Here is a 13,631-nt window from a genome sequence, read left to right as displayed (position 1 = left end):
GAGCGAGAGAGATGCTAGCTAGTGCTCCCGAACTTGTCCAGTCCGGGGCAACCGTTTGAATCTACCTCCCCACTCCGACCGTGTCAACGGTTTTTGTGGGCGAAGAGGACAGTAGCAGGTCAGAGGGGGTCTGCGCACATCACACAGCCGTCGGGAGCTCGGCGCTGCGGGCCGTGGCCTCGATGTCGCCCACCGCGCCGGCTCGGGCGGCTCGCCCGCCCAGGACGTAGACGTACACAAGAAAGGCCAGTTCGGCGGCGATGCCGATGGCGATGCGGGCCCAGGTGGGGAGGCCGGAGGGGGTAACGAAGCCCTCGATCGTGCCGGAGACGAACAGCACCAGGGCCAGGCCGATGGCCATCCCTACGGCTGCGCGGCCCTGTTCTGCGAGGGCTGCTCGACGGGTGCGCGAGCCCGGGTCGACAACGGTCCAGCCTAGGCGCATGCCAGTACCTGCGGCCACGAACACCGCGGTCAGTTCAAGGAGGCCGTGCGGCAGGACCAGGCCGAGGAAGGTGTCGAGACGTCCTGCGGACGACATCAGGCCGATGCCGACGCCCAGGTTGAGCATGTTGAGAAAGAGGATCCACAGGACGGGGATGCCTAGGAAGGCGCCCAGGACCAGGCACATTGCGGTGGCCTGGGCGTTGTTCGTCCAGACCTGGGCCGCGAAGGACGCGGCCGGATGGCTTGAGTAGTACGTCTCGTATTCGCCGCCCGGCTGCGTCATCTGGCGCAGGGCGTCGGGTGCGGCTATCGCGGACTGGACCTCGGGGTGGGTGCCTATCCACCAGCCGATGACCGCGGCGACGGCTATGGAGATCAGGGCCGCGGGGATCCACCAGCGGCGGGAGCGGTAGACGGCCGCGGGAAAGCCCTCGGTAAGGAAGCGGGTGGCATCGCGCCAGGTCGCGCGGCGGGTGCCGGTGACGGTGGAGCGCGCGCGGGCCACCAGTTGCGTCAGGCGAGCGGTGAGCAAGGGGTCCGGGGCGCTGGACTGTATCTGGGAGAGGTGTGTGGACGTGCGCTGGTAGAGCGTCACCAGCTCGTCCGCCTCGGCTCCCGTGAGGCGGCGGCCGCGGTGCAGGAGGTGTTCGAGGCGGTCCCACTCCGCGTGGTGGGCGGTCACGAAGACGTCGAGGTCCATGTTCTGCTGCTGCTCCAGGCACTGGGTGCGTACGGTCCGTACTACTGCGGCGCGCTGCGGGCCAGCTTGGCAGACTGGGTTGTCCGAGGGGTGGGGAAGGCCGTTGTCTGTGGAGGGTGGGTATCGGGTGAGCGCGCTGGTCACGGGGGATGCGGTCGTACTGGGGCTGCGGCCTGCGCGGTTGCCGAGTCGGGCGCTGGCGCTGGTGATCGATCTGGCCGTGGTGTGGGCGGCGTACATATTGGTCTCGTTGGTCATGTTGTTCGCCACTGCCTCGATGGATGCCGCTGCCCAGGCCGCGATAGCCGTGGCCCTGTTCGTGCTCGTGCTGGTCGGGGCTCCGATAGCGGTCGAGACGCTGTCGCACGGGCGGTCGCTGGGGAAGCTTGCCTGCGGGTTGCGGGTGGTGCGGGACGACGGGGGGCCGATCCGGTTCCGGCACGCGCTGGTGCGCGGGGCCATGGGGGTCGTCGAGATTCTGCTGACGTTCGGTGTCGTCGCCTGTATCGCGTCGCTCGTCTCTGAGCGCGGGCGGCGGATCGGGGACGTCTTCGCGGGGACGCTGGTCGTGCGGGAGCGGGTGTCGTCGGGGTGGGCCACGGCCGTTCCGCCTCCGCCGCCGTGGCTGGTGGGGCGGTTCGCCGGGCTGGATCTGTCGCGGGTGCCGGACGGGCTGTGGCTTGCGGTGCGCCAGTACCTGACGCGTATGCGACAGCTCGACCCGCAGGTGAGCTGGACGATGTCGGTCCGCCTGGCCGAGGACATGGCGGCCTGTACGGGGACGCCCCTCCCGGAGGGCGTGCCGCCCGCCGCCTATCTGGCCGGTGTGGTGGGTGAGCGCCAGGCCCGGGATGCGCGAAGGGCGTTCGGAGCGGGGCGGGCTGCCGGTGGCACGGGGGTGGGGGTTCCGGGCAGGCCTGGGGCCGTTTCCGGGACGGTTCACGGCTCGGCGACCGCGGTTGCTCCGCCTGGGTTCGTGAGCCGGGGGCCGGGTCCAGCTTGGGGTTCGGGCGCGGGGCCGCAGCTGACCCCGGATCCGGCTTCGGCTTTCCCGTCGGCGGGTCTGCCGGCTTCGGGCGGTGCCGCTGGGCCGGGCGGTTCCGGGGAGCCAGGTGCCGAGGCGGCGAACAGCGCTGATTCTCCTGCGCGTTCGACGGGTTTCGCGCCGCCTGCCTGACGCCGCCTGCCCGACGGTGGGCCGGAGTTGGGCCGGGGGCGGCGGGGTGTACGGTCGCCCGGCCGTCCGGACAGGGGTGTTCGAGCGTTCGGTGCCCGGGGCTACGGCGTGGGGAACGTCGAGGGTGGGGATTCCAGGGATTCCAGCTCGATTCCTGGGGCCGCGAGGACTACGTCACCCGCGATGTGGACGGTGTGCTGCTCCCCCGTGTCCAGGGCGCTGACCTGGTACTCGTCCACGGTCAGGGGGCCATTGTCAGTGGCGTGCGCTTCACTGTTCATCAGGGCCCAGGACTGGTCGATCGTCCGCGGGGCGAGGACCGGGTCCGTGAAGGCGACGAGGCGGACGCGCGTCGTCGGGGACTGGGGAGTGAGGCGGAGCAGACGGGAGGTGGCGACCAGGAACGCGGGGGAACTGCCGGCGAAGGCGTGGGCGCGGACATTGCCTTCGGTGGCATGGACCCCGGAGGGGTCTGTACGGACCCAGGTGACGCCGTCGAGCGCGGCGCCTCGTACCTGCCAGCCGGCGGCATGGAGTTCGAGGCGGATCGGTCGGCCGAGTTCGTCAAGTGCCAGGTCTACGGAGCCCGCGTGGTCTCCGGAGGGGGTGGTGAGCTGGGAGACGTAGCGCCAGCCGGAAGGGCCCGGCGCGCAGTGGAAGTGTTCTTCGCCGAGAGGGGTGTGGTCGTGGGGATCGTGAAGCGAATATCGGCCGCGGGGCATGGGATCTCGGGGTCCTCGGGAGTCGGACGCTGACTCGGTGTGGGAGCGGTATGGGGCAGGCCCCCGTCACGGGGGTGCGGGGGCCTGCCTCAGTACCGATGGCCTACCCGGGTACCGATGACGTACCGATGGAGCCCGAGCGCCGATGGCGACTGAGCCGACGATGCGTCAACCCCGGTGACTGCAGGGGCCGTTGGTCCCGACGCCCTGCAGTCCTCGGGGTGGCGGTGTCAGGTGCTCAGTAGCGGTAGTGATCCGGCTTGTACGGGCCCTCTACATCTACGCCGATGTACGCGGCCTGCTCCGGGCGGAGTTCGGTGAGCTTGACGCCGAGCGACGCCAGGTGGAGGCGGGCGACCTTCTCGTCGAGGTGCTTGGGCAGCACGTAGACGTCGGTCGGGTACTCGGACGGCTTGGTGAAGAGCTCGATCTGGGCCAGCGTCTGGTCCGCGAAGGAGTTCGACATGACGAACGAGGGGTGACCGGTCGCGTTGCCGAGGTTCAGCAGGCGGCCCTCCGAGAGGACGATCAGGACCTTGCCCTCGGGGAAGGTCCAGGTGTGCACCTGGGGCTTGACCTCGTCCTTGACGATGCCCGGGATCTTGGCCAGGCCGGCCATGTCGATCTCGTTGTCGAAGTGGCCGATGTTCCCGACGATCGCCTGGTGCTTCATCTTGGCCATGTCCGCGGCCATGATGATGTCCTTGTTGCCCGTCGTGGTGACGAAGATGTCAGCCTTGTCGACGACGTCGTCCAGCGTCGTGACCTGGTAGCCGTCCATCGCCGCCTGGAGCGCGCAGATCGGGTCGATCTCGGTGATGATCACGCGGGCGCCCTGTCCGCGCAGGGACTCCGCGCAGCCCTTGCCCACGTCGCCGTAGCCGCACACGACGACGGTCTTGCCGCCGATGAGGACGTCGGTGGCGCGGTTGATGCCGTCGATCAGGGAGTGGCGGCAGCCGTACTTGTTGTCGAACTTGGACTTCGTCACGGCGTCGTTCACGTTGATCGCCGGGAAGAGGAGGTCGCCGTCGCGCATCATCTCGTACAGGCGGTGGACACCGGTGGTGGTCTCCTCCGTCACGCCGCGGATCTCGGAGGCGAGCTGGGTCCACTTCTGGGGGTTCTCACCCAGGGTGCGGTTCAGCAGGGTGAGGATGTGGGCGTACTCCTCGGAGTCCGCCGTCGACGGGTCCGGGGCCGCGCCGGCCTTCTCGAACTCGACGCCCTTGTGCACCAGGAGGGTGGCGTCGCCGCCGTCGTCCAGGATCATGTTCGGGCCGCCGGTGGGGGTGTTCGGCCAGGTCAGCGCCTGCTCCGTGCACCACCAGTACTCCTCCAGGGTCTCGCCCTTCCAGGCGTAGACCGGGACGCCGGCGGGGGCGTCCGGGGTGCCGTTCGGGCCGACCGCGATGGCGGCGGCGGCGTGGTCCTGGGTGGAGAAGATGTTGCAGGAGGCCCAGCGGACCTCGGCGCCGAGGGCGACCAGGGTCTCGATCAGCACGGCGGTCTGCACGGTCATGTGCAGCGAGCCGGTGATGCGGGCGCCGGCCAGCGGCTGCGTGGCGGCGTACTCCTTGCGGATCGACATCAGGCCGGGCATCTCGTGCTCGGCGAGGGTGATCTCCTTGCGGCCGAAGGCGGCGAGGGAGAGGTCGGCGACCTTGAAGTCCTGGCCGGCGCCGGTGGCGTCAGTCGTCATGGCGGGCTGCTCCTCGTGGGTTGGTGGCGAGGGTGGGTACGGCTGGTCTGCGGGCGCGGCGATGGGCATGGGAGTGCCCGAACGCGCTCGCAGCGCAGTCCGTCGGAGGCCCTCTCTCCCTCGGCCGGGTCCATGAAGGACCGACCGACCGCCATCAGCAGCGACGTCTGGCTCTGGTCACGAATCTACACCGATCAGCCGAGCGTGCCCCAGCGTGCCCGGCCAATAGCCTCGGCGGGAAATCGGGACCAGAGTCCGGGTGAACCGGGCCTAACGGACTTTTGATCTGGCCCTTACCTGGTGGAGGATGCTTGGGTCGGCCCGACTCGGGATACGAGCGGACCATACGCACGATCTGCGCGACGAGGCGCGAAGCGTTAGGAGACCCCCACGTGACCAGTCCGGCTAGCGAGGGGCAGCGGAAGTTGAAGCTGCTCGCGGTGACCGCCTGTCCGACCGGCATCGCTCACACCTACATGGCCGCCGAGAAGCTGGCCCAGGCTGCGGCGGCGCTCGGCATCGAGATGAAGGTGGAGACGCAGGGCTCCATCGGGGCCGAAAACGTACTCTCTGACAACGATGTCAGAGAGGCCGACGGCATCATCATCGCGGCCGACAAGGACGTCGCGCTCGATCGGTTCGCCGGCAAGAAGGTGCTGAGCGTGCCCGTCGCCGACGGCATTCACCGGCCCGAGCAGCTCATCGAGCAGGTGCAGAGCGCGGCCGTGCACGCGGGCGGCCACGGCCTCCCGGCAGGCGGTGGTGGCGGCGGCGCGGGTGGCGGCAAGGAGCGCAGTGCCGCGTACAAGGCGCTGATGAACGGCGTCTCGCACATGATCCCGTTCGTGGTGGTCGGCGGTCTGCTGCTCGCCGTCTCGATCGCGCTGGGCGGTCACAGCACGCCGAAGGGCATCGAGTTCGACAAGGACTCGTTCTGGTTCTACGTCAACACGCTCGGCACGCTCGGCTTCAAGCTGATGCTGCCGATCTTCTCCGGTTACATCGCCTTCGCCCTCGGCGACCGCCCCGCCCTGGTGCCCGGCATGATCGGCGGCTTCCTCGCCGCCGACGCCGTGAACATCTACGGCGCCGACGCGAACGCCGGATTCCTCGGCGCGATCGCGACCGGCTTCCTCGCCGGATATCTGGTGCTGGGGATCCGCAAGGTCAAGGTGCCGAAGTTCGTCCAGCCGATCATGCCGATCATCGTGATCCCGATCGTGTCGACACTGGCCTTGGGACTGTTCTACATCTACGTGATCGGGCAGCCGATCTCCTGGGTGTTCACGCATCTGACCAGCTGGCTCAATGGCATGACCGGGTCCAGTGCGATCGTGCTCGGCGCGCTGATCGGCCTCATGATCGCGTTCGACATGGGCGGACCGGTCAACAAGACGGCGTTCCTCGTCGCGGTGGGGCTGATCGGCACGAACAACGCCGTCATGGGCATGGCTGCCGCGGCCATTCCGGTCATGCCGCTCGGTCAGGGGCTGGCCACGCTGCTGCGGCGCAAGCTCTACACCGACCAGGAGCGGGAGACTGGTATCGCGGCGCTGTTCATGGGCTTCTTCGGCATCTCGGAAGGTGCGATTCCGTTCGCCGCGGCCCGTCCGGCCCAGGTCATCCCCGCGAACATGCTGGGTGGCGCGGTGGCCGGCGCGGTCGCGGGTGTGGCCGGGGTGACGGACTCCGTTCCGCACGGCGGGCCGATCGTTTCGCTGTTCGGGGCCGTGGGCGGGGCAGCGATGTTCTTCGTGGCCATCGCCATCGGTACGGCTGTCACCGCGCTGACCACGAATGCGCTGATCGACATCAAGGAGCGGAAGGGGCGGCGGGGCGAGGCTGGGGCTGCCGCCTTGGTTCCTGAGCCTGCTCTGGCTGGCGTGGCTGTCGGTGCGGGTGGTGGTGCGAGTGCCGGTGGTGCCGCGGAGGCCGGTGATCAGGGTGCCTCTGCCCTGTCCGTACAGACCTCGGAACGTCCTGGCTCCGTTGCCGCCCCCGAGGTGCTCTCCGGGTATCTCACCGCCCAGACCGTCAAGGTGCAGCTCGCCTCGCACGACAAGGACGCCGCGATCCGGGAGATGGCCGAGATGCTGGCTTCCACCGGGAACGTACGGGACGTCGACGAGCTCGTACGGGTCGCCCTTGCACGGGAGGCTCAGGGGACGACCGGGCTCGGCGAGGAGATCGCCATTCCGCATGCGAAGACCGATGCGGTGTCCGTGCCGACCGTGGGGTTCGCCCGGTCCGCCGAGGGCATCGAGTGGGGGTCGCTCGACGGGACCCGGGCCAAGCTCATCTTCATGATCTCCGTGCCGGAGGCTGCGGCGGGGGATGAGCATCTGCGGATTCTGGCGTTGCTGTCGCGGAAGTTGATGGATACGGGGTTCCGGGGGCGGCTGTCGGAGGCGGGCGATGCGGCGGCGGTGCTGGAGGTGCTGGGGGAGATTCGGTAGGCCGGTGGGGGCTGGGGTGGGGGTTTCTCCCCGCCCCGCCCCTTCCCGAGACCCTCCGGGGGAGTTCGCTCGGCTACTGGCCGGTGGGTGGTGCTGGGGCTCCGCCCCTGACCCCGCTCCTCAAACGCCGGAGGGGCTGAAGTTGCCAACCCGCGAGAGACCTCCCGGACAAACATTCACCCGGCCTCGCGGCGGCCGGTGGTGCCGGGGCCTCGGGCTCCGCTCCTCAAACGCCGGAGGGGCTGAAGTTGTCCCCCGCGCAGACCTCCTGGGGGCCATTCGCCAGCTTCGGCGCGGTGGGTGGTGCTGGAGGCTCTGACCCCCGATCCCCGCTCCCTAAGCGCCGGAGGGGGTTTGCCCCTCCGGTCGGTGCCCAGTGCCGGAGGGGCTGAGTTTTGGTGGGCCGGGCTGGGGTTGTGCCCTGGAGACAGGGAGGGACGCTCCCTTCCCTGAACGCTCAGCGGCCGCCCGGGGTCGCCTTCGGGTCTGGGCCGGCCGCGGCTTCCTCCGCGCTGTAGATGTCCGGCTCCAGGTAGATCACCCTGGCGATCGGGACGGCCGCGCGGATTCGGGACTCTGCCTCGTTGATCGCGGTGGCGACCTCCTGGGCCGTGTCGTCGTGCTGGACGGCGATCTTGGCGGCCACCAGGAGTTCCTCGGGGCCCAGGTGGAGGGTGCGCATGTGGATGACCGAGGTCACCGTGTCGCCGTCCACGATCGCCGCCTTGATCTTCGCCACCTCGTCCGCGCCCGCCGACTCGCCGAGCAGCAGCGACTTGGTCTCCGCCGCCAGGATGAGGGCGATCAGGATCAGCAGGATGCCGATGCACAGCGTGCCGACGCCGTCCCAGACGCCGTCGCCCGTGGCCAGCGCGAGGCCCACGCCCAGGAGGGCCAGGACCAGGCCGACCAGCGCTCCGAAGTCCTCCAGGAGGACAACGGGGAGTTCGGGAGCCTTCGCCCGGCGGATGAACTCCTTCCAGGAGAGGCCGGCCCGGGTGACGTTCGATTCCTTGATCGCCGTACGGAACGAGAAGCCCTCCGCGATGATCGCGAAGACCAGCACGCCGACCGGCCAGTACCAGGCCTCGATCGCGTGCGGGTGCTTGATCTTCTCGTAGCCCTCGTAGACGGCGAACATGCCGCCGACCGAGAACAGCACGATCGAGACCAGGAACGCATAGATGTAGCGCTCGCGGCCGTAGCCGAAGGGGTGTTGGGGCGTCGCCTCGCGCTGGGCCTTCTTGCCGCCGAGCAGCAGCAGGCCCTGGTTGCCCGAGTCGGCGAGCGAGTGCACGCTCTCCGCGAGCATCGACGACGAACCGCTGAACAGGAACGCCACGAACTTCGCCGCCGCGATGGCGAGGTTGGCGCTCAGTGCCGCCACGATGGCCTTGGTTCCGCCTGACGCGCTCATGGAGTAGCCGTCTTCCCTTCGTCGGTTGCCCTCAGCGGGGGCCGGCCGATGCCGGACCCCGCGGCGGCACATTGTTACATCAGGCAACCACCGTGGCGCGGAACACTGTTCCCGTACCGGACAGTTCAGACTTTTCCTCTGCCGGTACGAATACGGACGCCCCCGGGGTCAGTGTCAATCCCCCGACCGAGGGGCTGCCCGCCGTACAGAGGACGATCTGCGGGGTCCGGGCCGTCAGGTCGGTGGGGGCCGCGCCCTCCGCCCGAACGAAACGGGACAGTCGGAACTCGTCGATCGGGGTCTCGTACAGCTCCTCCCCCGCCGCCGACGCCTCGGGGCGCAGCACGCCCGGGTCGGTCGGCTCGAAGCGTACGACCCGGAGCAGTTCGGGGACGTCGACATGTTTGGGAGTCAGACCGCAGCGAAGGACGTTGTCGGAGTTGGCCATGATCTCCACCCCCATGCCGCTGAGGTAGGCGTGCGGCACTCCGGCGCCGAGGAACAGGGCTTCGCCGGGCTGGAGTTGGACGTAATTGAGCAGCGTCGCGGCGATCACACCCGGATCTCCGGGGTAGTGGTGCGCGAGGGAGGCGTACGCCGTGTACTGCGCGCCGCCCAGGCGTTCGCACGCGGCGGCCGTCTCGGTCACCGTCGCCGCCATCTCCTCGCGGTCGGCGCTCAGTACGGCGGTGAGGACCTCGCGCAGGGCCGCCTCGACGGGGTGGGCGCGCAGCAGGTCGACGTACGGCTTGAGCGAGTCGACCTCAAGGGCTGCCAGGGTCTGCGCGGCCTCCTCCGGCGCGCGGAAGCCGCACAGGCCCTCGAAGGGCGTGAGCGCACAGATCAGTTCGGGCTTGTGGTTGGCGTCCTTGTAGTTGCGGTGCGGGGCGTCGACCGGGACTCCGGCCCGCTCCTCGGCCTCGTACCCCTCCTTCGCCTGAGCGAGGTCGGGGTGGACCTGGAGGGAGAGGGGGGCGCCGGCCGCGAGGAGCTTGAGCAGGAAGGGCAGGCGGGGGCCGAACCGGGCCACGGCCGCGCGGCCCAGCTCACCCGCCGGATCTGCCGCGATCACGTCTGACAACGATGTCGGGCCTGTGCCGCGGTCGAGCCGGGACGGGGCTCCGGGGTGGGCGCCCATCCACATCTCGGCCTGGGGCTCGCCGCTGGGGGTGGTGCCGAGGAGTTCCGGAATGAGGGTGGTGGAGCCCCAGGCGTAGGGACGGATGGTGTTGGTGAGACGGTCCATGGGTCGTCCTGTGTTCTCTTTCGGGTTCCGGAAGACGGTTCCGGAAGATGGATCCGGGAGACGTTCCGCGTTCGGGGGTTCCGCGTTCGGGGGTGGCCGAAGGCCATTGGCTTCCCGGTGGCGGACTGGCTGTGGCAGGCGCCCTGTCCCTGGGCAGACCCCGGCCGCGCGGCGCGGGCGGGGTCAGGTCGACGCGATCGTCAGGTACACGGCCGCGAAGTCGGTGATGGCGACGAGCTCGGCGAGGCATTCGAGCTCGTTGCCCTCCTCGGGTTCGAGTTCGCTGATCGGGGTGTCGTGGCTCAGCGCGAGTTCGCGGGCGGCCGGGGCGGCGGAGAGGCCGCCGACGGGCCGGTCGCGCAGCAGGACGACGCGGGCGTGCAGGCGCTCGGGCTCCTCCACGCGGTCGCGGAAGAAGTCGTCCGGGTCGGCGCCGGCCGCGAGCGAGCCCGCGAGCAGCACGCCGTGCGCGGGCAGTGCCTCGGGGAGCTCGGCGGCGAGCGCCGGGTGGCCGGACAGCTCGCTGAGCACGGCGGCGAACCGGCGTCCGGCCGAGGCCGCGCCCATGCCCTCGGTCCAGATGAGCGGGAGCGACTCGGCGAGCTCGGAGGCGAGCGTCTTGGCGGGATTGCTGTACGTCGCGATCGCCGGGCCGCAGCGTTCGGCGGTGCGGTCCAGGCGGGCGGCGACCTTCTCGATGGTCTCGGGGGGCGCGCTGAGCAGCCCGACCCGGTCGAGGAGCGCGAGCAGGGGCGTGAAGAGCGACCACAGGGCGCCCGGGCTCGCGGCGGACATCTCCGCCTCGTCGGGTTCGAAGGGGGCCGACGCCATCGGGACGACCAGGCCGTGCACCCCGTCCACGGCCTCCGCGAGCGGGGAGCGCTGCGGGGCGACCGCGACGACGTTGCAGCCCCGGCGGTAGGCCTGCTCGGCGAGGAGGGCGAGGCCCGGCTCGGTGCCGTCGGTGGTGGTGATCAGCAGCAGGTCGACCGAGCCCGCCCAGCCCGGCAGGCTCCAGCGCAGGGCGCCCGCGGCGGGTGCGACGCCGGTGGACTCCAGGCGGGTGACCGGTGCGGACGCGCCCGCGAGCGCCGTGATCAGGTCGGCCACTCCCGCGGCCGCGGTGCCGGGGCCCGCGATCAGTACGGACCGGGGGCGGCCCTCCGGCTTCAGCTCGGCGATACCGGCCTCGGCCGCGTGCCGGGCCGCGGTGCGGACGCGGGCGCCCGCCTCCGCCGCGCCGCGCAACAGCCCACGGCGGTCGGCCCTGGCGAGGGCTTCCGGTGCATCGAGCAGCGACTCGTCGAGCATGTAGGTCGGCCTCCGGCTCTGGCTTGGCGGGTTACCGGGAGTGCGCGGGCGGACCCGCACCCTGCTTACGCGGGGCGGCGGGCCTCGTCCACCAGGAGGACCGGGATGCCGTCGCGCACGGGGTAGGCGAGGCCGCAGTCCTTGCCGGTGCAGATCAGCTCGGGCTCGTCCGCCGAGGTCGCGTCGCTGAGCGGGGCGTGGCAGGCCGGGCAGGCGAGGATCTCGAGGAGGCCGGCTTCGAGCGGCATGGGGTTCCCTTCGGCGATTCTTCGTTCCGTACGCGTCCGGAACGCGCGCGGAGGTCGGGCCAGGTCAGCCTACCGCCGGGGTGGACGGGGTGCGTGCCCGGTGAAGGGAGTCCCACCCGGCGCGGGGCGTGGGCAGCCCGGCCGCCCACGCCCGTCGGGTGCCGACTCCTGGTGCACCCGGGTCGGGGTCCGCCTCAGCCCCGGACGATCGCCAGGACCTCGTCCCGTACCTTCGCCATCGTGGGGACGTCGCGCGCCTCGACGTTCAGGCGCAGCAGGGGCTCGGTGTTGGAGGCGCGCAGGTTGAACCACCAGTCCTGGGCGGTGACGGTCAAGCCGTCGAGCTCGTCCAGGGTCAGGCCTGCCTGGCCTTCGTAGGCGGCGCGGACGGCGGCCGCGCGGCCCGCCTGGTCGGCGACCGTGGAGTTGATCTCGCCGGAGCCCGCGTAGCGGTCGTACTGGGCTACAAGGGCGGAGAGGCTGCCCTCCTGGCCGCCCAGCGCGGCCAGCACGTGGAGCGCGGCCAGCATGCCGGTGTCCGCGTTCCAGAAGTCGGCGAAGTAGTAGTGCGCCGAGTGCTCGCCGCCGAAGATCGCTCCGGTGGCTGCCATCTCCTGCTTGATGAAGGAGTGGCCGACCCGGGTGCGGACGGGGGTGCCGCCGTTCTCGCGGACCACCTCGGGGACGGACCAGGAGGTGATCAGGTTGTGGATCACGGTGCCGCCGGGGTGCCGGGCCAGCTCGCGGGCCGCGACCAGGGCGGTGATCGCGGAGGGCGAGACCGGCTCGCCCCGCTCGTCGACGACGAAGCAGCGGTCGGCGTCGCCGTCGAAGGCGAGGCCCAGGTCCGCGCCCTCGGCGATGACGCGGGCCTGGAGGTCCACGATGTTCGCCGGGTCGAGCGGGTTGGCCTCGTGGTTGGGGAAGGTGCCGTCGAGCTCGAAGTACATCGGGACCAGGTCGAGGGGCAGACCCGCGAACACGGTGGGCACGGTGTGCCCGCCCATGCCGTTGCCCGCGTCGACGACGACCTTCAGGGGGCGGGTGGAGGAGAGGTCGACGAGGGACAGGAGGTGGGCCGCGTAGTCCGTCAACGTCTCGCGCTCGCCGATCGTGCCCGGCTCGGCGGCCGGGGCCGGGGCGCCCTGCTCGGACCACCGCTCGACCAGCTCGCGGATCTCGGCGAGGCCGGTGTCCTGGCCGACCGGGGCCGCGCCCTTGCGGCACATCTTGATGCCGTTGTACTGGGCCGGGTTGTGCGAGGCGGTGAACATCGCGCCCGGCAGGTCCAGGGCGCCGGAGGCGTAGTACAGCTGGTCCGTGGAGCAGAGGCCGATGAGCGTGACGTCCGCGCCCAGGGCGGCCGCGCCGCGCGCGAAGGCCGCCGAGAGGCCGGGCGACGAGGGCCGCATGTCGTGGCCGACGACAATGGCGTCCGCCTGCGTCACGGTGACGAAGGCCGCGCCGAAGAGCTCGGCAAGGGACTCGTCCCACTGATCCGGCACCACTCCGCGGACGTCGTACGCCTTCACGATCTGCGACAGATCAGCAGCCACGGCCCAACCTTCCCTGATGTCGTCGACGGCGCCCTCCCCGGGGCGCCGACCGGGCTCCCAAACTACCCGCCGCCACCTGGGCCCCGGCCACAGCTTCGGTGGAACGGGGACGACTGTGTCAACTCGGCCGCGACACCTGTGGGTTGCGGGACAACAGCTGGAGAGACCCTCTGACGACGGCGGATCCGGGTCAGGATTCGGGCGAGCGCAGGACGCGCAGATGGCCTCGGCGGCCGACTTCCGCCGGGTCCGCCGCGCGCGCCCCACCAGGCTCGGCGGCGCGCTCCTGGGGACGCGCGGCCTCCCGTACGGCGTTGGCGAGCGCCTCCAGGTCGTCGCCGCTGGGGCGGGCCGGGGCGGAGGCATCCGTCAGGCGGACGACCTCCCAGCCGCGGGGCGCGGTCAGGCGCTCGCTGTGCTCGGCGCACAGGTCGTAACAGTGGGGTTCGGCGTAGGTGGCGAGCGGACCGAGAACTGCGGTCGAGTCCGCGTAGACGTACGTCAGTGTCGCGACGGCAGGGCGGCCGCACGCGGTGCGCGAACAGCGACGTACAGGGCTCACGACGTTGGACGGTACCGCACTCTTGACCGGGCCGCGACGACTCTCCACCAGGTCACTCCCCCGTGTCGCGATGTGAGCTCGCACACA

General features: G+C 70.8%; 11 protein-coding genes. 2 read left to right on the top strand and 9 right to left on the bottom strand.

Features of this window, described 5'->3' with window-relative positions:
• Positions 1-139: 139 nt before the first annotated feature.
• On the bottom strand, positions 140-1,147 hold the full coding sequence (locus ACSHXC_RS23790) for a stage II sporulation protein M (protein ID WP_438293552.1): 1,008 nt from the start codon (positions 1,145-1,147) through the stop codon (positions 140-142).
• Positions 1,148-1,274: 127 nt separating this feature from the next.
• On the opposite strand from ACSHXC_RS23790, the gene ACSHXC_RS23785 reads away from it, so the two are divergent.
• Positions 1,275-2,324 (top strand): RDD family protein, encoded by a 1,050-nt coding sequence (locus ACSHXC_RS23785; protein WP_438293551.1) that lies wholly within the window; start codon positions 1,275-1,277, stop codon positions 2,322-2,324.
• Positions 2,325-2,425: 101 nt separating this feature from the next.
• Here the strand turns inward: ACSHXC_RS23785 and ACSHXC_RS23780 are convergent, their stop codons facing one another.
• Positions 2,426-3,046, bottom strand: a complete 621-nt coding sequence (locus tag ACSHXC_RS23780) for a hypothetical protein (protein ID WP_438293550.1) — start codon at positions 3,044-3,046, stop codon at positions 2,426-2,428.
• 238 nt (positions 3,047-3,284) lie between these two features.
• The gene (gene ahcY / locus ACSHXC_RS23775) at positions 3,285-4,748 is read right to left on the bottom strand and encodes an adenosylhomocysteinase (protein WP_438293549.1); all 1,464 of its coding nucleotides are present in this window, start codon (positions 4,746-4,748) and stop codon (positions 3,285-3,287) included.
• 392 nt (positions 4,749-5,140) lie between these two features.
• Here ahcY and ACSHXC_RS23770 point away from each other — a divergent pair, with 392 nt between their 5' ends.
• Positions 5,141-7,204, top strand: a complete 2,064-nt coding sequence (locus ACSHXC_RS23770; protein ID WP_438293548.1) for a fructose-specific PTS transporter subunit EIIC — start codon at positions 5,141-5,143, stop codon at positions 7,202-7,204.
• Between the two features lie 457 nt (positions 7,205-7,661).
• Here the strand turns inward: ACSHXC_RS23770 and ACSHXC_RS23765 are convergent, their stop codons facing one another.
• The 6 genes from ACSHXC_RS23765 to ACSHXC_RS23740 all read right to left on the bottom strand — a co-directional run bounded on the left by ACSHXC_RS23765 (position 7,662) and on the right by ACSHXC_RS23740 (position 13,592).
• The gene (locus tag ACSHXC_RS23765) at positions 7,662-8,621 is read right to left on the bottom strand and encodes a cation diffusion facilitator family transporter (RefSeq protein ID WP_438293547.1); all 960 of its coding nucleotides are present in this window, start codon (positions 8,619-8,621) and stop codon (positions 7,662-7,664) included.
• A 79-nt stretch (positions 8,622-8,700) separates the two neighbouring features.
• Entirely contained in the window at positions 8,701-9,867 is a 1,167-nt protein-coding gene (gene manA / locus ACSHXC_RS23760) for a mannose-6-phosphate isomerase, class I (RefSeq protein WP_438293546.1), read from the bottom strand.
• A 183-nt stretch (positions 9,868-10,050) separates the two neighbouring features.
• On the bottom strand, positions 10,051-11,178 hold the full coding sequence (locus ACSHXC_RS23755; RefSeq protein WP_438293545.1) for an SIS domain-containing protein: 1,128 nt from the start codon (positions 11,176-11,178) through the stop codon (positions 10,051-10,053).
• Between the two features lie 65 nt (positions 11,179-11,243).
• Positions 11,244-11,426 (bottom strand): Trm112 family protein, encoded by a 183-nt coding sequence (locus ACSHXC_RS23750; RefSeq protein WP_053723767.1) that lies wholly within the window; start codon positions 11,424-11,426, stop codon positions 11,244-11,246.
• Between the two features lie 194 nt (positions 11,427-11,620).
• Positions 11,621-12,982 (bottom strand): phosphomannomutase/phosphoglucomutase, encoded by a 1,362-nt coding sequence (locus ACSHXC_RS23745; protein ID WP_438293544.1) that lies wholly within the window; start codon positions 12,980-12,982, stop codon positions 11,621-11,623.
• A gap of 190 nt (positions 12,983-13,172) precedes the next feature.
• Positions 13,173-13,592: a DUF3499 domain-containing protein gene (locus tag ACSHXC_RS23740; RefSeq protein ID WP_438293543.1), complete on the bottom strand. Its 420-nt coding sequence runs from the start codon at positions 13,590-13,592 to the stop codon at positions 13,173-13,175.
• Positions 13,593-13,631 lie beyond the last annotated feature (39 nt).

The organism is Streptomyces sp. HUAS TT7 (genome assembly GCF_051550175.1).
Lineage (GTDB): Bacteria > Actinomycetota > Actinomycetes > Streptomycetales > Streptomycetaceae > Streptomyces.
Note: the sequence above shows the minus strand (reverse complement) of the source record. Positions and strands in the feature narration are given on the sequence as shown.

Coding starts and splice junctions, on each gene's coding strand:
- ACSHXC_RS23790 (WP_438293552.1), bottom strand. CDS start 1,147: ATGGACCTCGACGTCTTCGTGACCGCCCACCACGCGGAGTGGGACCGC.
- ACSHXC_RS23780 (WP_438293550.1), bottom strand. CDS start 3,046: ATGCCCCGCGGCCGATATTCGCTTCACGATCCCCACGACCACACCCCT.
- ahcY (WP_438293549.1), bottom strand. CDS start 4,748: ATGACGACTGACGCCACCGGCGCCGGCCAGGACTTCAAGGTCGCCGAC.
- ACSHXC_RS23765 (WP_438293547.1), bottom strand. CDS start 8,621: ATGAGCGCGTCAGGCGGAACCAAGGCCATCGTGGCGGCACTGAGCGCC.
- manA (WP_438293546.1), bottom strand. CDS start 9,867: ATGGACCGTCTCACCAACACCATCCGTCCCTACGCCTGGGGCTCCACC.
- ACSHXC_RS23755 (WP_438293545.1), bottom strand. CDS start 11,178: ATGCTCGACGAGTCGCTGCTCGATGCACCGGAAGCCCTCGCCAGGGCC.
- ACSHXC_RS23750 (WP_053723767.1), bottom strand. CDS start 11,426: ATGCCGCTCGAAGCCGGCCTCCTCGAGATCCTCGCCTGCCCGGCCTGC.